We start from the raw sequence: 22,257 nt of genomic DNA, 5'->3' as shown, positions 1-22,257 counted from the left end.
TTTTAATACTAAAACGACATGACAAAAATTATAAATTCACTGCTGGTATTTTTACTTTGTTTAGGCTTTGTTAGTTGCCAGGAAGACGAAGAAGTAATAGATCCGTCCGCCAGTGTACCGGTTATTAAATTTGCATTTGATGAGCTTCAGGCTGATATGAATAAAGTCGATAATTTGCCTGTGGTAGCTGTTGTTCAATCCGAAGCCGGTTTGGTGCAGGTGGATATGAAAATTCTGACAAAAGATGAAACGATAGAGTATAAAACAGTGAATGAGTTTTTTAACGAAAAAACTTATAATCTGGCAGAAAAACTTAATTACAGCGAAGATTATCTGGCGTTTATTGTAAGTGCTACCGATAAGCTGGAACGTGTAACTATTGATACATTGGGCCTATCGGTAACCGGAGTTGTTGGAGTGCCTGAAATAAAATTTGAGCCGGAAGAGATTGTTTATGATGAATTGATTGGAGGGCCAATGCCCGAAACCCATTTTACGGTGTTGTCTGATGCCGGGTTAAAAAGCCTTGAAATGTACCTTGTTACAGAAGAAGCTCAGGTTCCCTACGGGTTTCCTATCGATTTTTCGAATGATGAGAAAGAATACAGTTTTACTGAACAAGTCCTTTATAAAGAAGGAGATAAAGGATTTAAAGTAAAGGTTACAGATGTTTACGGGCAAACTAAAATTGAAACAATGCCTGTTAAGTATCTTACTCCCGCTCCGCCTGTTGTTACGCTGGAAACAGAAATGATTATTGCAGACAAAGACGAAGTAAAAGCCATTGGTATGCAAATTAAGTCTCAACGCGGTATAAAAGACATAAAAATTTACCGGATTGAAGACGGAGAAGAAGTATTGGTAAATACCATTGAAAGAGACGACAGCCCTGCATCAATGAAAATTGCTCCCGAAGTTACGCTTACAGATGCCACTTCAGGATTGAAAATTGTTGTAACCGATGTTGTGGATAAATCAACCGAAGTATTTGTTGAAACAATAGTGAACATGCTTTATGTGCCTGAAATTTTTATCGGAAGTCATCCGCTCGCCAATATAGCGCACGATAATTACCCGGGAGTATTTGCTATGCTTTCGCTTAAAGACATGAAAACCTATTCTGTAGATTACGCTCTGGAAAGCAGTGCAAACGCTTCAAATGTAGACCTGAAATTCTACTGCTTTGGCGGTTCTGCTGTTCCCCGTTTGTATTCTATCGATGGTGGCTCAGGAACTAAAAGCAACGAGTTTAAAGGTTCTGATGGTAAAAGTGTAATGGATATGGACGTGCAGAATGCTACACGTTTGCTTAAACTTCCCGGGTTCGATTTTGATAACGCAACATCAGCTTCAATTACCAGGGATATTAAAGCATCCAACATTACATCCACAAATGTTAATCCGTTTGAAATAGGCGATGTAATTGCATTCAAAACTGCTGAATCTTCAAGTGTGGGAGGCGGACGTATCGGAATAATTAAAATTTTGGCAATCACTCCGCCGAGAGAACTGTCATCAAATAATCCGACTGTACGTGTTGCAACTGTTTCAATTAAATTTCCCAAAGAATAAATTCGAATTGGAAAGGCAATAAAGTACACCCTGGCTGTTGTCAGGGTGTACCTTTTTCTGGAATAACCATTCAGAAATCGCTTAGCAGTTAAGAACAGTACTCTTGTGCTGCGACGTCAGGTTTAGCTGGTGAGTTTTTGTTTGGCCACAGTTCATAGAAGATACAGCTAAGCCTGGTTGGAAAGGATAAAACCAAGAAACTTGAAAATGTAGAAAATGAAAAAACTAATTTTTGTTTTGCTGGCAACTGCTTTTTGTTTGACAAGCGTTGCTCAGAAAAAAATATACGCAGACTATCACGGGGTTCGGCGGACGAGAGTTCACGATGGAGACTTTGGTGAGTGGAAGTATGCATCCAAATTGCAGAATAATATAACCGGAGTAAAACAGCTTACTTATAATCCGGACCTTATTCTGGAAAACGGACAACACAATATCGCAGCAGCAGATTATCCTCTTGTTGGAATGCAGTCGCAATACGATTCAGATTATATTGAGTACGAGATATTGAGTGCAAAGTCTGCCGGCATCGATGGATTTTTTGTGGAATGGGGATATGTTGATCATACTTCCAACACGCTTTTGCAAAAAATGCTCGACGTGGCAAAAAAGTACAATTTTGAGATAGGTGTAAACCTCTGCGACGGCTGGCTTATGGAGAAAAACTGGTATCCGGGAAGCCGGGAGGAAAAAGTGGATTATTTTATCGAGTGCATGCAATATCTGATAGACAATGTATTTAGCGTCTCCACTGCTCCGTTAGTGAAAGGAAAGCCGGTAATGTATTTGTTTCATAGTGGTTTTACCGCTGCCGAATTTAAAAAGGTAAGGGAGCATGAGTATGCTTATCCCGCTACTTATCCTGTGAAATCAGGAGACAGGTTTCCTCAGGTGATAATGCGCACCCCGCTTCAGCCCGAAATGGTTGATGGTGTCTACTCTCCGAAGTCTCCCGTAACTCAGGCGGGGCAGGAGTGGATACAGACCAACAGAGTGGTCCCGGTGCCCTGGATTCCCGAACGTATTCGCGATGCCCGCACTGTTTATCCAAAATTTAACCGTTATGCAACTGCCGACGACTGTATTCTGTACCTGAAAGCTTTTGCCGATAATGTTTGGCGAACAGGGATGCCTGTTAAGTCAGGATTTGTTTTCCCGGGAATGGACAATTACGGTTGCGGAGGATGGAGTAGCACCGGAAAGTTGTATTATATTCCGCACGAAGAGGGAAAAACATACGGGAAACTGTGGGAATATAATTTGCAGTACAAACAGCAGTTGGACATGATTTATATTGCATCGTGGAGCGATTATACAGAAGGACACCAGATTGAGCCTACTGTACAGAACGGGAACAGCTATTTGGACATGACCCTGAAATATGCAACGGATTTTAAAGAAAACCTGTCGGATGATAATTCCGGGATCGGGCTTTCGTACGAGTTATTTATTTTGAAAAAACAGATGCGGGAGTTTTCAAAATCCGGAATCAATACGAATGAATTATCGGATTTATTGAATGCAGTTGGACTGAAAATCGGACAAGGATTGTATTCCGACGCAGCCATCTCTCTTAGTTCGGCAGAAAAAAAGTGCGCAGCTATTCAAGCCGCAATCATAGAAACAAAATATTTGCTATCCGAGGATGATTTGTCTATTACTGGAGAAAAAAATGCCGAAGGAGCGTATAACCTGAGTTTGAGCAAAACGGGAATTTCCATCAATAATGCCAACCTGAAAGAAGAGCTTCAAAAGAAAAACTATGAAGGTTACCTGACTTTTGAATATTGGGATGATACCTGGGGAAACAATATGAATATAGTTTCAGAGACCGACCGCACTCCGCGGGATTTATTTAAGATAGTTGCCCAGATTAAGGATGAAGGCCTTGGCCAATGGAAGAAGGCGAGAGTAAGGTTGTACAAAGAAAATATCAGATACGGTTCCGGTGCTTCAATAGATATTTCTTTTTATGGAAACTCTTCTGGAACGGCAAAAATCAGAAATATATCAATGGACTTCACTGTTTTTACTCCCGATATTTCCAGCAGCAGTTGGAAGCCTTACAACGCAGATGCAACTAACGTGTATTATTCGGGAGGCAAAATTCACATTACTCTGGGAACGAATATTCAAACGAAAGCCAGCCTGAATATTTATTCTGTTGATGGCCGATGTGTCTATTCAACACAGGTAAATGCGCCGTCAGAAACCGTTGGAATGGAAATGCTCAACCATGGGATTTATGTTTTTCAGCTGGTTGCCGCTGGCAAAAGTTATTCAGACAAATTTTTTCATTAATGATAAAAGGTTTTGTTTCAATGAAGAATCGTGCTTTTTCTATTGGGGTAGTTTTTGGTATTCTGATGTTTTCTTCGGTATGTTCATTTGGACGAACGCCTGATGGTAATGGGAAAAAAGTGTATGCCGATTATCACGGAGTTCGTTATACGCGGCAACACGACGGCAAACTGGGGCGTTGGGAAATGTACGCTAACACAGAAAAATCAGCAACCGAAAGAAAAACGCTGTGCTATAATGCAGATAATATTTTAGAGAATGGTCGGCACGATATTGCCGCAACAGCATATCCTCTTGTCGGCATGCAGTCGAACCTCGACCCGGATTATATTGAGTACCAGATACTGTCTGCTAAAGCAGCTAAGATTGATGGTTTTTTTATTGAATGGGGTTATATGCACCATGAGAATGATATTCTGTTACGTGAAATGCAAAAAGTTGCTGCTCGCTATAATTTCGAAATCGGTGTAAATTGGTGCGACGGGTGGCTTTACTATAACTGGATTACAAAGCTTTATCCAGAAATAAATACGAGAGAAAAGAAAACTGAACATTATGTGCGGTGTTACCAGTATCTGATAGACAGTGTTTTTTCTGTGCCTACTGCTCCTCTTGTAAACGGCAGGCCTGTTTTTTACCTTTTCGGCCCCGGTGCCACTCCCGAAGAATACAAATGGGTAACATCTAAAATTCACTTTCCGGAAAATATAAAGCAACCAGCTGTTTTGAGGCGATGGGCTGACTGGGGCAGGCTGGAGAACGATAAATATATTCCGGTTACAAAAAGCGAGGATATTGATAAATGGGTTAAGCTGGGAACTATTCCCACGGCCTGGATTCCGGCACGTGTCCGTACTATGGACGAGAATTTTCCGCATTGGGATAATTATGCACTTGCTGACGATTTAATTGAATTTATGAAACCCTTTCGCGATTCTATATGGAATAGTGCCAGACCTTCTTTTTCTTTAAAATCAGGTTTTGCAATGCCGGGAATGGATAACAGGGGATGCGCCGGATGGGGACGAGGTCATTTTTTTTGTATCCCTCGCAACCAGGGAAAAACGTACGAACAGATGTGGAACTTTTGTCTTGCTAACAAAGACAGCCTGGATATGATGTTTATTGCTTCGTGGAGTGATTATACCGAAGGGCACGAAATTGAACCAACAGTAGAAAATGGCGACCGCGAATTGCGGAATACCCTGAAATATGCTGCACAATTTAAAAATGAGCAAGCAGATGACCGGGGAATTGCTTTGCCTCTTCAACTTTTTACACTTAGGAAGCAAACAACTTTTTTGAAGGCCTTCTTTTTGAATGTTTCAACAATGGAAATTGCATTAGATTACGCTGCACGGCTAATTAGTAATGGCGAATATAAGCGTGCAAAAAAAGCGTTGGATAAAGCTTCTGAAAAGTTGAATAAAGCAGGTCGGCTGCTATCCGCAACTACCATTGTTCTTTCCGAAGAGAAGTTGCTTTTAGAAGGAACTTCAACACCTGAAGGATACAATATTTTCGGTGGTTTAAAGGTCTCATTTCCCGACGAACTCGTAAAAAAACTGACATCAAATAATTACAAAGGGTATATTAGTTTTGAATATCTGGATAATGGCTTTGATTTAATGGAAGTGCGTTCTAAAACCGCCCGGAAACCGGTGGAGCAATTTGAAATTGTAGGCAGGATTAAAACAGATAATACACAAGGTTGGAAAAAAGCGAAAATTGCCCTGTTTAAAGATAACATTTTGTATGCCGCCAACCCTGCTTTTACATTTAAAGGAAAGGGTGTTGTTCGAAATGTTTCCGTTGTATATGAAATATTTCAAACTGAATTGAAATGAAAATAGTATCCTGTTTTTTTATAATTCTGGCGGGAATATTTTGGGGCTGTTCTTCTCCCCAAAATCTGAAAACAGATGATAAAGGCATAGCATTCGTGAATGACAGCATTCAATACAGAGTTGAATTTCTGACACCTCACAGTGCACGTATTTTGTCTTTGCCCAAAGGAGATACATTGGTTACGCAAAGGCTGGTAGTTAGCGATTCTCTTCCACGTTTTCAGAATTTTACGACAAAAGAAGGGACGAAAGAACTGACTTTTTCAACCGAGGAATTAACTGTTCTTTTCAATATTGAAGAAAAAGCTTTTAGCTTCTTCGAAACAAAAACGGGGAAGTTGCTTCTTAAGGAAAAGGGGAACGGAGAAAGTCGTACGTTTACCAATACATCAGTGGCAGGAGAAGAGTGCCTGAATGTTGTACAACGTTTTGTCCCGGATAACGAAGAAGCGCTTTACGGACTGGGGCAATATCAGAACGGAGTAATGAATTACCGGGGAGATTCTGTCCTTTTTCTTCAGGCTAATATGGATATTGTTAATCCTTTTTTGGTTTCAACAAACAGATATGGAATTCTTTGGGATAATTACTCCTCTTCCATGTTTAAGGATGATGAAACTGGATATTCCTTTTCTTCTGAAGTTGCTGACGCCTCTGACTATTATTTCGTTTACGGAAAAGATATGGATGAGGTGATTGCAGGATATCGGGAATTAACAGGAGAGGTGCCCATGTTTGGAAAATGGGTTTACGGTTTTTGGCAAAGCAAAGAGCGTTATAAATCATTTGCAGAGTTAGAAAATGTTGTAAAAGAGTACCGTAAACGGAAAATTCCTTTGGATAATATTGTGCAGGACTGGGAGTATTGGGGCGGAAAAGAATATTGGAACCGCCTCTCTTTTGACCAAAAAAACTTCGATAACCCAGAAGCTGTAATTAACCGTTTGCATAACCGTTACAACGTTCATTTTATGCTTTCGGTATGGCCGGGATTTGGCCCGAAAACCAAAGTGTACGCAGAGCTTGATTCAGTGAATGCTTTGTTTAATGAACCTACCTGGGCAGGATACAAAATTTTTGACGCTTATAATCCTTATGCAAGAGATATATTTTGGCAGAAACTGAAAACAGGATTATTTAATAAAGGGGTTGATGCGTGGTGGATGGACGCTACCGAACCATCGTTTAGAGATGGATTTACCCAGTTAAAACAAGAAGAAAAAACCAAGTCTGCCGGCAAAACATATATTGGGACATTTCATCGGTACCTGAATGTATACTCTTTGGAACTGATACGTTTTCTTCACGAAAAATTGAGAAAAGAAACCGACGAGAAAAGGGTATTTATTTTAACCCGGTCGGCGTTTGCTTCACAGCAGAAATATGCGGCAGCAGTGTGGTCTGGAGATGTTTCTGCATCGTGGCAGAACATGAAAAAGCAGTTGGCTGCGGGGTTGAACCTGTCCATGTCCGGTATTCCATATTGGACTTCGGATATCGGCGGTTTTTTTGTTACCGAACGCGGAGCGCAGTTTCCGGAAGGGTTAAAAAGTGACGAGTACAAAGAGTTGTATTCCCGATGGTTTCAGTTCGGAGCTTTTTCTCCCTTGTTCCGTGCGCATGGAACCAATGTCCCGCGTGAAATATGGCAGTTTGGTTCTCCTGGAACAGTGTATTACGACAATCAGTTGCAGTACATTAAATTGCGATACCGACTGTTGCCGTACATTTATTCCTTATCGTACAAAGTAACTGCCGAAAACTACACCATGTTTCGGGGGCTGGCCATGGACTTTACTCAGGATACCCAAACTTTTAATGTTAACAATGCATATATGTTTGGCCCTGCTTTTTTGGTGCGCCCTGTTTTTGAGCCATTGTCGGTTTCTGCCAAAACAGCTACATACCTGCCAGCTCATAAAGGCGGTTGTTGGTATAACTTCTGGACCGGAGAGGCAGTTAAGTGCGGACAAATACATAACATGCACACTCCTCTGGATGTAATGCCATTGTATATTAAAGGCGGCTCTGTTATTCCGTTTGCCGAAGAAAAGCAATACACTACTGAGTTCCCGGATACAAACCTTGAAGTAAGAATTTATTCAGGAGCCGATGCTGCTTTCGATTGGTACGACGATGAGGGCGATTCTTACCGCTACCAACAGGGGATGTTTTCGCAAGTCAGGTTTCAATGGTACGAAGATGACCAAAAATTTGTAATAGGAGAACGCAATGGCAATTATGATGGAATGCCGAAAAATGTTCATCTGACAATTCGGCTGTATTCTCCGGAACAACCTGAACCTGTAGAAAAGAGCATTCAGTATTCAGGGCAGGAGGTTACACTTTTTTTCTAGTTTGATTAATTCTAAAAAACAGATGTTTATAATGAAAAACGGGTTGGTTGCGTTGCTTGTTCTGATGAGTGTTTATTTTACTCAGGCAGGCAACCGGATAATATACACGATTAACGACGGATGGCGATTTGCGAAAGGAGCATCTTTTGGTGCAAAAGCCGAAAAATTCGACGATGCATTATGGATGAAGGTTAATATTCCGCATACCTGGAATAACCTTGACAGTGATGACGAAATTCCCGGGTATTACAGAGGCCAGGCATGGTATCGTAAAAGCGTTTTTGTAGATAAAAATAAGCAGAACAAACGTGCCTTTATTTATTTTGAAGGCGCTAATCAGGAAACATCTCTTTATGTAAATGGAAAGTTTGCCGGAGAACACAAAGGAGGTTATACCCGCTTTTGTTTTGATATAACATCTTTATTGCGTTTTGGCGAGAAGAACACATTTGCTGTTCTTGTTGATAATTCTCATAATCCGGATATTCCTCCACTTTCGGCAGATTTTACCTTTTATGGCGGTATTTATCGCGATGTTTATCTGCAATTTACCGAACCGGTTCATTTTTCAACGAACCATTATGCCACTTCCGGGGTTTACATCCGGACACCCAAAGTCAACGAAGACGAAGCTGTTGTTGATGTTACCTGCTTGATTAGTAACGATTCGGATTCGAAATCAAAAATTATTCTGGAAAACGTTATTTGTGATGCTTCCGGCAGAGAGGTAGAGAAAACAACTTCTACATTAGCGTTACCTGCCAAAAAAACGGTTACCGAAGTGCAGAAGAATATAAGGATTAAAAATCCGAGGCTTTGGGATATTGATGATCCGCATCGGTACATGGTTTACAGTCGTGTATACAACAAAGATGATTTTCGGTTGATGGATGAAGTTGTGACTCCTGTGGGGTTGCGTTGGTTTAGCTTTGATGCGGATAACGGTTTTTTCCTGAACGGAAAACACCGCAAATTAATAGGGACTTGCCGTCATCAGGATTATTGTAAAAAAGGAAATGCTTTGCGCGATGAAATGCATGTTCGCGATATTTTGCTGATAAAAGAGATGGGCGGTAACTTTCTGAGGGTTTCACATTATCCGCAGGATCCCGTTGTTATGGAAATGTGTGATAAATTAGGTATTGTTACTTCGGTTGAAATTCCGGTAGTAAATGCCGTAACCGAATCTCAGGGATTTCTAGATAATGCTGTTTTTATGGCAAAAGAAATGATTCATCAATGCTTTAATCATCCTTCTGTTATGATTTGGGGATACATGAATGAAATACTGCTTCGTAAACCTTACAAAGACAAAAAAAAGCTTGAACAGTATTATCTCGATGTAGAGAAAGTGGCACGGACGTTGGAAAGTACAATCCGAGAAGAAGATCCTTCGCGCTACACAATGATGGCTTATCACAATGATCCGGATTCATACGAAGCAGCCCGGTTAACTGATATTTCCATGATTCAGGGCTGGAATTTGTACCAGGGGTGGTACGAACCAGATATTAATGAGTTTCAGCGGTTACTTGATCGGGCACACCGCACCTATAAAGGGAAGGTAATTATGGTAACCGAATATGGGCCCGGAGTAGATCCTCGATTGCATTCCTATTCCCCGGAACGTTTCGATTTTTCTCAGGAATATGGAATTGATTATCATAATCATTACTTAAACGAAATGAAGAAGAGGCCTTTTGTGGCGGGCTCCAGTCTGTGGAATCTGAATGATTTTTACTCTGAGTCAAGAGCAGATGCTGTACCGCATGTAAATAATAAAGGGATTGTGGGGTTGAGCCGCGAGCAAAAAGATACTTACCTGTTTTATCAGGCTTCGTTGAGTAAGGCACCAATCATAAAAATTGGAAATCGTGAATGGAAAACTCGTGGAGGGGTTGTTAATACACCTGAAAATATGTGTTCGCAGATTCTTCCTGTTTTTACTAATATGGAAGAAGTAGAGCTTATCATAAATGGGAAAAGCCTCGGAAAAAAGAAGAGCGAAGATTGCATTGCCAAATTCAATGTTCCTTTTTGCAATGGGAGTAACACTGTTGAGGCAGTTGGACGGCAGGCGGGGATAGAATTGCACGATTTGATTTCTGTCGATTTTAAACTGATCCCTTCTGACTTAAATCAACATGAAGTTTCTTTTTCTGAAATGAATGTAATGCTAGGCTCTCCCCGTTATTTCGAAGACCGTAAGGCTGGAGCAGTTTGGATACCCGAACAAGAATATAAACCGGGAAGCTGGGGATACGTTGGCGGAACTCCTTATAGACGGGAAACCGGGTTTGGTACGATGTTGGGCTCCGAAGTTGATATTGCGGGAACTGATAATAATCCTGTTTTTCAGACACAACGAGTTGGTTTGGAGGCATTCAGAGCAGATGTTCTCGATGGTGAATACTCGGTTTATTTGTATTGGGCAGAACTGGATTCTGATACGAAGAAGGAATCGCTCATATACAATCTGGGAGCAGAGGCAACGCATTCCGTTGCCGGGGTTCGTTGTTTTGGAGTTTCTATTAACGGTGTTTCTGTTCTTGATAATTTTAGCATTACCCGCGAATATGGATACGCCCGTGCCGTTGTAAAAAAATTTAAAGTAGTTGTTACAAATGGGCAGGGACTAAATATCGAGTTTTCCAGACAAGAAGGAGAACCGGTTTTAAATGCTATTCGTATTTATAAAAACTGATATTACAGGGAGAGACAGATGGAATCATTCCGCCAGTCAATTTTGAATTTTTAGTTTATTGGAAAATTATAATTTTTACAAATGAGTCGTTTATTGATATTCAGTAATGTGTGTGCTTTTTTACTTGTTATGCAGTCGGGTTTGCTGGCTGTTAACCCTGTAAAAGAAAACGTCGGGAATTTGGATGTCTATTTGTGTATTGGTCAGTCTAATATGGCAGGAAGGGCCACGCTTACACCTGAGCTTGCAGACACATTACACCATGTGTATTTGCTGAACGATCAGAATATATTTGAACCGGCTGTTAACCCGTTAAATCGTTTTTCTACTATTCGTAAAGAAATATCGATGCAACGCCTCGGTCCGTCGTATTCTTTTGCAAAAAAGATGGCTCAAGCAACCGTGAACCCGATAGGCCTGGTTGTAAATGCCCGCGGAGGTTCATCTATTAATTCGTGGCTGAAAGGTGCCGACGACGGTTATTACGAAGAAGCACTTGTGCGGGTAAAAGCAGCTTTGAAGTATGGAAAACTAAAAGCAGTGATATGGCATCAGGGGGAAGCAGATTCTAATAACCCCGATAAATATAAGGTTCAGCTTATTTCGCTGGTGAGCGATTTGCGTTGCGATTTGAACATGCCGGAACTGCCTTTCATTTTAGGACAAATTTCTCAATGGGGCGAATGGACAAAACGCCCGGAAGGCACCAAGCCATTTAATGATATGTTAGAGGCGGTACCTTCCTTCCTTAGGCATTCGGCCGTTGTTTCGTCCAAAGGATTGAAACCATACAAAGATGAAACCGACCCACACTTTGATACCTCCAGCCAGCTTTTGCTTGGGGAACGTTATGCCGAGGCTGTTTTGAGGCTGATTAAAAAGTAGGTTTTTCTGTTTTTGCTAAATTGCCAACAGGTTATTTTTTGTAACCCGATCATCCCTCCTTCAAAAAAGAATGGTATTTTTAAGTTTAGCCAAATAATAATTTAGAGATGCTGGTTTTCTACTACGACGGAACATTTGAAGGATTGCTTACCTGCATTTTTGAGGCGTATGATAAAAAGCTTTTCCCGGGTAATATTGAGGCAAAAGGCAGGCGGCCAGAAGATTTGTTTGCTGAGTCGATAGTGGTTCATCCAGACTCGGAGAAGGCCCGCCGGGTTTGGAAAGGGATTCGGCAAAAGCTTTCGGTACGAAACCAACAGTTGCTTTACTATGCTTTTCTTTCAGAAGATGAGAAAATTGAAATAAAAATTTTTCGGTTTGTCCGGAGGTTATTCCGCGAAGAAATAAGCATTGAGACCGATTTCGGAGACCCGGATGTGCTTGATGTAGTTCAGCTGGCACGAAAAGTAAAGAAAGAGGGGATGCGCATGATGCAGTTTGTGCGTTTTCGGCAAACAAAAGACGGACTGTATTTTTGTGGAATTGAGCCGTTATACGATGTGTTGCCTCTTGCCTTATGGCATTTTAAAAACAGGTTTGCAGATCAGCCGTGGCTGCTTTATGATCTTAAACGAAATTACGGCGCGCTTTATAACACAAAAACAGTGGAGGAAGTTGTATTAACCAGCCATGAAATCAACCGGCAAACAGGGCAGGTTAACGAAAATGTATTAAAAGAAGAAGATGCGTTTTACAAAACGCTCTGGAAATCGTATTTCGAAAACATCAACATTAAAGAGCGAAAGAACCTCCGCTTGCAACGCCAGCACATGCCACGTCGGTTTTGGAAATACCTTACTGAAAAACAGAAGTAGGTAAAGTGAGTTTCCATCTAAAATACATAATTCTGAAATGGGGTGAGGCTTCTTGTCATTAGCTTTGTCGAGAGTTGGTCTGAAATCTGATACATCCCCAAAATCGATAATTATGTAATAACATTTATCGAAATCAGAACCTATATTGGTTTGTGTGTGAGCTTCCGGAAGTGGAGCTCGCATAGTACATTGCCGGCATGCTATCCCGATTATTGAGTTGAAAATCGCATTTCGGGTAATTTGTTTGAAATTACACGATATCTAAACAATTTTGAATAAATGTAACATTTTCAGGATAAGGTTTCAACATCCGTTAAATACAGATTTGGTCATTTTTTACTGGTTTACATAGCATTCTAACTATTAAAATATGATTATGAAAACAAAGAAATTTGAGTATTTAATGGTCTTCATTTTTGGAATTGTGTTCTCTTTTCAGGGATTTGCTCAGGAGAAAACAATAAATGGAACCATAAGCGACGATCAAGGGTTCCCACTGCCGGGAGTAACTGTTATCATAAAAGGAACAACAATGGGAACGGCAAGTGATGTCGACGGTAATTACTCCTTGAAAAATGTTCCGGCGGATGCAGTTCTTACATTCTCTTTTGTTGGGATGAAAACGAAAGAATTGGCTGTTACAAACGAAACTAATTTTAATGTTGTTATGGAAACCGATGCTATCGGGCTCGAAGAAGTGGTAGCAATCGGTTATGGCGTAACCAAGAAAAGAGACTTAGTTTCGTCTGTAACATCTGTAGATTCTGAAGTGTTGGAAAATCAGCCCACACCGAGGATCGATCAGGCAATGCAAGGCAGAGCCGCCGGTGTTTCTGTAACTTCTACAAGCGGCGCCCCCGGTGCTGCAGCTACTGTTCGTATCAGGGGAACAAACTCGGTAAAAGGAAATAATTCTCCATTGTATGTTATCGATGGTTTTATTGCAGGTAGCGATTTCGATTTGAATACGCTTAATGTGAATGACGTCAAATCCATTGAAGTATTAAAAGATGCAACTGCTCTTTCTATTTATGGAACCAGAGGAGCGGCAGGTGTTATTCTTATTACTACAAAAAGCGGTAAGCGAATTAGCGGCGGAAAACCTAATATCAGTTTTAACCACTACACAACCGTTCAAACAATCGCTAATAACTATGAGGTTTTAACCGGGCAAGACTATCTCGATTACATGAATGAAGCATCTCAGTTTATTCCCGGCCCTAATGGCTTTGGTTATACTGATACTTCTTTGCCACTCGAATTTCCCGCAGGCGGAAATTATGCGAATACCGATTGGATTGGTCTAGTCAAGCAAAACGGGGTTATAAATAATACCGATGTTTCGGTTTCCGGTGGAAGCAATAATATGAACTACTATGTTTCTTTTAACCGGTTCGACCAAAAGGGAGTAATTAAAAATTCAGGGTTGGAGCGTTATTCTTTACGTGTAAATCTGGATATGGATATTTCTGATAAGGTGAGATCCGGAATCCGAATGAGCATTGCAGACATCAACCAGGAAAACAATAAAGTAGAGTGGGATCAGACCGTAAACAGGTTATTGTCGATAAGACCGGTTTATAACGAAGACGGAACCTACAACGGGATTAACCCGAAAAGCGGCCGCGAAGAAAGAAATCCGGTTGCGGACATTAACCTGCGCCAGGATAATCGTAACACCAAAAAATTTGTCGGCAATTCGTACCTCGAATACGAACCGATTAGTGGACTCAGACTAAAATCAACCGTGGGAACATCGTTAACCGATTTTAGAGAAAACCAATACCTGCCTGGTGAATTGCCCGAAAGAATGGTGTATCAATTAGGAGGAAGTGCAACAGTAACCCAGAACCGGTACAGAAGTATTTTGAACGAAAATACAATAACCTTCTCAAAGGAATTGAATGACCACCGAATAACCGCTTTAGCCGGTGCTACCTGGCAAAAAGATGTAGCGGAAACCTCCGGAATGTCAGCCAGTGGATTTGTAAACGATGCCGTTGGATACAATAACATTTCTTTGGGCTCAGAACAAAGTACTTACATTATGAATACCGGTTATGTGCAACGAACATTCGCATCGCTTTTAGCTCGGCTGGATTATTCATACAGGGGAAAATACCTGGTTACGCTAGTTGGCAGACGCGACGGTTCTTCAGTTTTTGAAGAAGGAAACAAGTATGCGTTTTTCCCGTCTTTAGGATTGGCGTGGAACCTGCATGAAGAAGATTTTATGAAATCTGTTGATGCTATTTCATCACTGAAATTAAGAACCAGCTACGGAATTGTTGGCGACCAGGGAGTGAGCCCCTACAACTCGCTTGCAACGTTTACCGGAACATATAACTACTTTAATCAAAACCTGTTTAATGCCATTATTATCGGCGATTTGCCCAGTAGTAATTTAAGTTGGGAAACCACAAAACAGTTTGACCTCGGGATGGATCTTGCATTGCTTAACGGGCGGATTAATGTTGAAGCAGATTTTTACAAGAAAAATACAACAGACTTGCTTTTGGAACGAAAGGTTCCGGGAACTGTAGGAAACAATCAACTTCAAAATATTGGAGAGATAGAGAATAAAGGTATCGATTTGAACATACGAACCATGAATGTGTCGAAACCTGATTTCTTCTGGGAAACCACGCTGGTGTTGTCGGCTAACAGAAATAAGGTTGTTGATTTGGGTGGCGTGGACTGGATTCAGCTCGACGAAGCAGTAGATGCCTCTGCTAACGGCGGATATATGAGGCTGATTGTTGGCGAAACTGTTCCAACATTTTATGGCGTAACTTATTTGGGAACATATAAAAACCAGGAAGAAATTATTGCTGACGGCTGGGAAGGAAAAGGCTTTATCGGAGGCCCCAGGTTTGACGATGTAAATAACGACGGAGAATTAACCGAAGCCGACAGAAAGGTTCTGGGAAGCCCCGAGCCTGATTTTCAGGGAGGACTCCGGAACGTGTTAAGCTACAAGGGATTTACTTTTGATATGTTTTTCCAGTTTACATACGGGAATGAAATTCTAAACCGGTCGAGAGAAACATCGCTATTTGGCAAAAACGAATTCAACCTGTCTACCGAAGTACGTAATCGTTGGATAGAAGGCGTAAACGAAAGTTCGGACATTCCACGGGCAGGAACTTCTCAGGGAGCATTCTTTCCGCCCAGTTCAATATGGGTAGAAGATGCATCATTTTTACGATTGAAACAGGTTACCGTTTCTTACGATTTGCCAACAAGTAAAATAGGATTTGAAAAAGTAATAAAATCGGCTAATATTTATTTAACAGGCAATAATCTGTTTCTGCTTTCCAATTTTTCTCAGGGAGATCCGGAAGTAAGCTACCTGGGAACTGAATCACTGGCACAGGGGCTTTACTATGGCCAGTATCCATATACCAGGTCATTTGTCGCCGGAATTAAATTAAATTTCTAACCAATAATAAATATAATTATGAAGCCAATTAAAGACATTAAGATACTGACAATTATATTGATTGTGTTGCTCGCGGGCTGCTCTGACGATTTCCTGAAAGAAGAATCAAAAAGTGAATTAACAACAACAACATTTTTTAAAAACGATGCTGAGGCAAAGCTGGCTGTAAATGGCTTGTATATGTTATTGCATCAGGATGGTTTGTACCGCAATGTAGGGTTAGATAGGTTTTACCTGATGGGAGGAGATGAGGTTGGAACTAACCGGGCAGAAGATAATGAAACCTATAACTACACATGGAATGCATCTACAGCATATGTTTATGATACTTACAAAGCTCTTTACGAGGTGATAAGAAATGCGGATTTGTTTATTTCCAGTATTGAGGGAAATGAAAACGTGTCGGAGTCGGTACAAAACCAGGCAATCGGAGAAGCTCTTTTTATCCGGGCTTTGATGTATTGGCATTTAACCAACATCTGGGGAGATGTCCCATATTTCAGGGAACTGTTGTCAATAGATGAATTATCAACCATTGAACGTACCGATAAAGAGCTTATACGTGAAGAGATGAGAAACGATCTAGATCGTGCGTATAATTTGTTGCCTGCATCTTATCCTGCTTCTGATTTGGGCCGTGCTACCAAATGGGCTGCCACCGCCTTAAAAGCTAAGTATTTTATGATGGAAGAAAACTGGGCAGGAACGCTGGCAGAATGCAAAAAGCTGATTCAGAGTCCTAATCATCGACTTCTGGATAACTTTGCTGATGTTTTTGATCAGAAAGATTCTTATAATCAATACAATGACGAAATTATTTTTGCCGTTGACTTTTTCGGCCGCGATGCTATCGACGATGTGTTCAAACAGTCTCGTCAGAACTGGTACAATCCTCGTATCGATAAAGATGAACCTTTACGCAGAAATGAACCCGGAGTTTCTGCTGCATTTAAGCAAGCGCTGAATGAACGCAATGAATGGATGGCCGGCTATGGGAAAATGATTCCTCTTCCCGAACTTGCAAGGGCGGAAAACTGGGAAGATGGGGATTTGAGATATTCTGAAACCATCATTCAGGAATACCTGGGGTTTGAGTTGCAATATCCTTATTTCAAAAAGATGTGGAACTTAGATCAAGAGAATCATGCCCGCCACAATTCGTCTGTAAATTATGTCGTATTTCGCATGGCAGATATCTACCTGATGGCTGCCGAGGCTGAAAATGAATTAAACGGGCCCGGAGAGGCTTATGAGTATGTTAATGCTGTAAGAGCCAGAGCTTTTAATCCGGATAAGCCGTGGAGTGGGTTATCTAAAGAGGAGTTCAGAACTAAAATGTACGATGAACGTAAGTTTGAGTTGTGCGGAGAAGCCTACCGGAAACTTGATTTGTGGCGTTGGGGAATTTTGATTGAAACAATCAGAAATACGGAGCAAAGACCACACAATAATCCGGCAAGCAATATTTCAGAAAAACACCTTAAATATCCTTTGCCTGAGGAAGAAATAATTCTGAATCCTAATTTATTGAATACTGATGCGACAAATAACGGCTGGCAATAAGACCGCTATGTAGAATTGCCTGATTAGGAATCAGGTTGTTTTGAAAAATCTGTCCGGTAGTAGTTTGCTGCCGGACATATTTTTTTTGATTATATGTGAAGTTTGTTAATGACGAAAAAAATTCACGACTACCGGAGCGACAGGGAGGTCGGTAATGGTTTTTCAACGCCCGAACAACATGGGAGTTGTTGTGATGGACAAAACTACAAACGCCCAATGCACCCTTTCAGGAATCTGAAAAATCCATAACTTCTATCCCTCTTAAAAGCACAAATGGGAACTACTCTGTTACGAATAGCTCCCATTCACTGGGTTTACCGAAGTATTCCCGAGCGCCAGGCTACAGTTATTATGGCCGGCTTTTGTTCAGTTTTTCAACTGAATTTTTTGCCCTGTACTTTCCGGTTTTGCTTTCTACGGCAAAACGTTTAAGTAGTCCGTTCGGCTTTCCGGATTGCCTTTTCGGACGAAGTGTCTTTCAGTGCTTTCATCTGTTTTCCGAAGAAAACAGTTTTCGGCAATTTGCATTTTGCGGGAAACCCGCTTTGTGCTATGCAGTATGGCTTTTTCAAGAAACCGGAGTTTTTTGTTGCCTTCCTTTCGGTTGGCGGCCTCCTGCCTGAAGACTCAATCTTTGAAAGAACGTCTGGTTCTCTTCCTGATGATTGAATGAACCGCTGGTTTCCAGACAACCCGGTTCAAACTTCGGCTCTTCTGATGTGCCTTCCCGGAGGAAGGAGAGAATCGGTTCCGGTTTCAGCTAAGAAACTTTTGCCTTTTCCACATTTTTGGAGCTGCCTTTTATCGCTCACCTGGTATTATCAAAATTAGGATAAAAGACTACTACAAAGCAACTTTTTTGGGCTGATTGTATTCACCATGTTTCAACCAGTGCTATTAACAATTGTTGAAAACATGTGCAGTTTAGTTGGTGAAACTCAGCGCTTTCTCAATGGCTGCAGGTATTCCGGCTGCATCCTTCCCGCCGGCAGTTGCATAGAATGTTTGTCCGCCACCGCCGCCTTTTATTTCTTTTCCTGCCTCGCGCACAATTTTGCCGGCATTTAATCCTTTCTGGTCAACCAGGCTTTCCGAAATCATTATGGTGAGGTTTGGTTTTCCGTTTATGTCAGCACCAATCACCATGAATAGATTTTCTACCTCGTTTTTCAGTTGAAAAGCAAGGTCTTTAATCATTGCTGCATTTTCAACCTGCACCTGTTCTGCAATAATATTTATGTCGCCTTTTTTTGTGATCTTGTTTTTCAAATCATTTTTCAGGGCTTTGGTCTGCTCGCGTTCAAATGCTTCAATTTTTTTCGACAGATCAGCATTTTCCTTCAAAAGATTTGTAACCCCGGCCAAAATGTCTTTTGAGCCTTTCATCGCCTCACGAACGTTTTTCAGGGTATTAATCTGGTCGTTTACAAATTCTTCAGCGTGTTTGCCGGTGATGGCTTCAATGCGTCGTACTCCCGCTGCAATTGCGCTTTCCGATACGATTTTAAACAGCCCAATCTGGCCGGTGGCTTCTACGTGGGTTCCTCCACACAATTCAATGGATTTGCCAAATTTAATAACCCTGACCGCTTCTCCGTATTTTTCACCAAAAAGCATCATCGCGCCCAACTCCTGAGCCTTTTTCATGGGCACTTCCCTGTTTTCTTCTTTTGCTGAATTTTCTCGTATTTTTTTGTTTACCAATGTTTCGACCTGTTCAATTTCTTCATCTGTCATTTTTTGAAAATGAGAAAAGTCGAACCGTAGGTGGTCTGAATTTACCAACGAACCTTTTTGTTCAACATGAGTGCCAAGCACTTCGCGCAACGCTGCGTGAAGCAGGTGGGTTGCAGTGTGGTTGTTGGCTGTTTCGCGGCGTTTTTCACTGTTCACAACTGCCAGAAATGATTCAGCCGGATTCTCTGGTAATTTTTCTGTTAAATGAACGGTGAGGTTGTTTTCTTTTTGAGTGTCAAAAATTATTGTTTTTGCACCGTCCTGTTCGAGGTAACCGGTGTCTCCAACCTGGCCGCCAGATTCGCCGTAAAACGGTGTTTTGTCGAACACCAGTTGATAGTATGTTTTCTTTTTCTGGGAAACTTTGCGGTAGCGCGCAATACGTACTTCGGCCTCAGTAGTATCGTATCCCAAAAATTTTGTCTGGTCAATTTTTCTGATATCAATCCAGTCCCCGGTTTCCAGCTGCGCGGCATTTCTCGAACGTTTTTTCTGTTCTTCCATGGCTGAGGAAAAACCGGCTTCATCAACGCTCAGCCCATGTTCGCGGGCAATAAGCGCAGTAAGGTCCAGCGGAAATCCGTAGGTGTCGTACAATACAAAGGCATCTTTCCCGTCAATGTGCGTTCCATTTTCCTGCCGGGTTTTAGAAACCATTTCGTCCAGCAATTTTATACCGGTTGAAAGTGTATGCAGGAACGATTCTTCCTCTTCTTTTATCACCTTTTCGATAAGCTGTTGCTGGGCAGCCAGTTCAGAGAAAGTGTCGCCCATCGTGTTTTTCAGCACTTCTACCAGTTTATAAATAAAAGGCTCGCGAAGGGAGAGGAAAGTGTATCCGTAACGAACGGCTCTTCGCAAAATACGACGAATAACGTAACCTGCTTTGTTGTTCGACGGTAACTGCCCGTCGGCAATTGCAAATGCCACAGCACGGAGATGGTCTGCCACCACGCGCATTGCGATGTCGGTTTTCTCATCTGTTCCGTATTTTATGTTGCTCAGCTTTTCAATTTCCCCAATTATATTTTGGAAAAGGTCGGTGTCGTAATTGGAAGTCACGCCCTGTACTGCCATACACAACCGCTCAAATCCCATTCCCGTATCCACGTGTCTGGCCGGAAGCGCCTGCAAACTGCCATCGGCTTTGCGGTTAAACTGCATAAATACGAGGTTCCAGATTTCAATAACCAGCGGGTGATCTTTGTTTACCAGTTCCCGTCCCGGTAATTTAGCCCGTTCTTCTTCAGGGCGCAGGTCAACGTGTATTTCAGAACATGGTCCGCACGGGCCGGTATCTCCCATTTCCCAGAAATTATCTTTTTTGCTGCCATCCAGAATGCACTCTTTGGGCAAATGCTTTTCCCAATAGCTTGCAGCTTCGTCGTCGCGGCCCAGGTTATCGTCGCTGCTGCCTTCAAAAACCGAGGCGTAGAGCCTGTCTGCGGGCAACCCCATTTTGTCAACCAAAAATTCCCAGGCCCAGTCAATGACTTCCTTTTTAAAGTAATCGCCAAACGACCAGTTTCCCAACATCTCAAACATGGTATGGTGGTAAGTGTCAAGCCCCACTTCTTCCAAATCGTTGTGTTTTCCGGATACGCGTAAACACTTTTGGGTATCTGCAACACGCGGCCATTTTATCGGTTCGTTTCCCAGAAACTTGTCTTTAAACTGGTTCATCCCCGCGTTGGTAAACATGAGTGTGGGATCGCCTTTTACTACCATTGGTGCAGACTTAACAATCTGGTGTCCTTTTTCTTCGAAAAAATCAAGAAAAGCTTTTCGTATTTCTTTTGAAGTCATTTTCATTTCAAATCTTCCTGTCTTTTTGTTAAAAATTTTTAATGCAATAAAACAAATTTCCTGAATGAAAGTAATTTGATTATTTTTGCCGCGTGAAAATAATTTCACTCGATTTAAAATTCATGCAAAGTTAGGTGTTTTAATTAATTTTGCTTAAAACAGGAAAAAAATAGCCGAAACTTTATGGCGAAAAAAAAATATAAATTTAATCCCGACACCCTTAGCTACGAACGAGTAGGAATATCGTTCAAAGAAAAATCCGGAAAAATACTTACATATCTGTCGAGCAGTTTAGCACTGGCTCTGATTATGGTTGTTGTTTTTCTGAATTTTTATGAGACGCCGCGTTCGAAAGCATTAAAAAGGGAAAATCAGCAATTATTAAGTCAATATGAGCTGATGTCGAGAGATATAGACCGAATTGAAAATGTGCTGACCGAATTGCAGCAGCGAGATGACAATATTTACAGAGTAATTTTTGAAGCCGACCCGATTCCGTCTTCTGTGAGAAAAGCCGGATTTGGGGGCGCCAATAATTATTCGCATTTGGAAAATCTGAACAACTCGAAGCTGATTGTTGAAACAGCACGAAAAATTGACGTTTTAGCCAAAGAGGCTTACATTCAGTCCAAATCGTACGATGAGGTTTTGGCGATGGCGCTGAATAAGGAAACGATGCTGGCAAGTATTCCTGCTGTTATGCCGGTAGCAAACGAAGATTTAAAACGAACAGCCAGTGGCTGGGGATACCGAATTCATCCGATTTATAAAGTGCGCAAAATGCACTATGGCATGGATTTTACAGCTCCGGTTGGTACTCCTGTTTATTCTACCGGCGACGGTACAGTGGTGGAAGTAAGCGGTTCCAAACGCAGTCGTTCAGGCTACGGATTGATGCTGAAAGTTGATCATGGATTTGGTTACGAAACAATTTATGCCCACCTGAATGCTTTTAACGTTAGGCAGGGGCAGAAAGTGAAACGTGGCGATGTGATTGGTTATGTGGGAAATACCGGTGGTTCTACCGCTCCTCACCTTCATTATGAAGTGCACCGCAATGGAAGCGCAGTAAATCCGCAGCACTATTATTTTAAAGATCTTACGCCTCAGGAGTACGAGAGGATGATTGCTATTTCTTCGAATATTGGTCAGACCCTCGATTAATAAT

11 protein-coding genes are annotated in these 22,257 nt (G+C 41.5%); 10 read left to right on the top strand and 1 reads right to left on the bottom strand.

Translation table 11 applies throughout. From position 1 onward, the window contains the following. Nucleotides 1-18: 18 nt before the first annotated feature. The 9 genes from BUB08_RS07155 to BUB08_RS07115 all read left to right on the top strand — a co-directional run bounded on the left by BUB08_RS07155 (nt 19) and on the right by BUB08_RS07115 (nt 17,546). Nucleotides 19-1,572 (top strand): hypothetical protein, encoded by a 1,554-nt coding sequence (locus tag BUB08_RS07155; protein ID WP_073000274.1) that lies wholly within the window; start codon nt 19-21, stop codon nt 1,570-1,572. A gap of 216 nt (nt 1,573-1,788) precedes the next feature. Beyond that, on the top strand, nt 1,789-3,873 hold the full coding sequence (locus tag BUB08_RS07150) for a T9SS type A sorting domain-containing protein (RefSeq protein WP_073000273.1): 2,085 nt from the start codon (nt 1,789-1,791) through the stop codon (nt 3,871-3,873). Between the two features lie 20 nt (nt 3,874-3,893). Further along, the gene (locus BUB08_RS07145) at nt 3,894-5,720 is read left to right on the top strand and encodes a glycoside hydrolase family 99 protein (RefSeq protein WP_217651570.1); all 1,827 of its coding nucleotides are present in this window, start codon (nt 3,894-3,896) and stop codon (nt 5,718-5,720) included. Then, nucleotides 5,717-8,077, top strand: coding sequence for a glycoside hydrolase family 31 protein (locus BUB08_RS07140; protein ID WP_073000272.1), 2,361 nt, complete (start codon nt 5,717-5,719; stop codon nt 8,075-8,077). The genes BUB08_RS07145 and BUB08_RS07140 overlap by 4 nt, the downstream gene beginning before the upstream one ends. Nucleotides 8,078-8,108: 31 nt before the next feature. After that, nucleotides 8,109-10,781: a glycoside hydrolase family 2 TIM barrel-domain containing protein gene (locus BUB08_RS07135; protein WP_073000854.1), complete on the top strand. Its 2,673-nt coding sequence runs from the start codon at nt 8,109-8,111 to the stop codon at nt 10,779-10,781. A gap of 81 nt (nt 10,782-10,862) precedes the next feature. After that, the gene (locus tag BUB08_RS07130; RefSeq protein WP_073000270.1) at nt 10,863-11,666 is read left to right on the top strand and encodes a sialate O-acetylesterase; all 804 of its coding nucleotides are present in this window, start codon (nt 10,863-10,865) and stop codon (nt 11,664-11,666) included. Between the two features lie 107 nt (nt 11,667-11,773). Next, nucleotides 11,774-12,541: a TIGR03915 family putative DNA repair protein gene (locus BUB08_RS07125; protein ID WP_073000268.1), complete on the top strand. Its 768-nt coding sequence runs from the start codon at nt 11,774-11,776 to the stop codon at nt 12,539-12,541. Nucleotides 12,542-12,917: 376 nt separating this feature from the next. After that, nucleotides 12,918-15,983 carry a SusC/RagA family TonB-linked outer membrane protein gene (locus BUB08_RS07120; RefSeq protein ID WP_175549967.1) on the top strand — a complete coding sequence of 1,022 codons (3,066 nt, stop codon included), beginning with the start codon at nt 12,918-12,920 and terminating at the stop codon, nt 15,981-15,983. Between the two features lie 18 nt (nt 15,984-16,001). After that, complete coding sequence (locus BUB08_RS07115) at nt 16,002-17,546, top strand: RagB/SusD family nutrient uptake outer membrane protein (RefSeq protein WP_073000266.1); 1,545 nt, start codon at nt 16,002-16,004, stop codon at nt 17,544-17,546. A gap of 924 nt (nt 17,547-18,470) precedes the next feature. Here BUB08_RS07115 and alaS read toward each other — a convergent pair. Beyond that, nucleotides 18,471-21,089: an alanine--tRNA ligase gene (alaS, locus tag BUB08_RS07105; protein ID WP_073000850.1), complete on the bottom strand. Its 2,619-nt coding sequence runs from the start codon at nt 21,087-21,089 to the stop codon at nt 18,471-18,473. 183 nt (nt 21,090-21,272) lie between these two features. Between alaS and BUB08_RS07100 the strand changes: the two genes are divergently transcribed. Continuing rightward, a complete protein-coding gene (locus tag BUB08_RS07100; protein WP_073000263.1) occupies nt 21,273-22,253 on the top strand; it encodes a M23 family metallopeptidase in 981 nt (326 codons plus the stop codon). Nucleotides 22,254-22,257 lie beyond the last annotated feature (4 nt).

The organism is Mariniphaga anaerophila, from assembly GCF_900129025.1.
Lineage (GTDB): Bacteria > Bacteroidota > Bacteroidia > Bacteroidales > Prolixibacteraceae > Mariniphaga > Mariniphaga anaerophila.
Note: the sequence above shows the minus strand (reverse complement) of the source record. Positions and strands in the feature narration are given on the sequence as shown.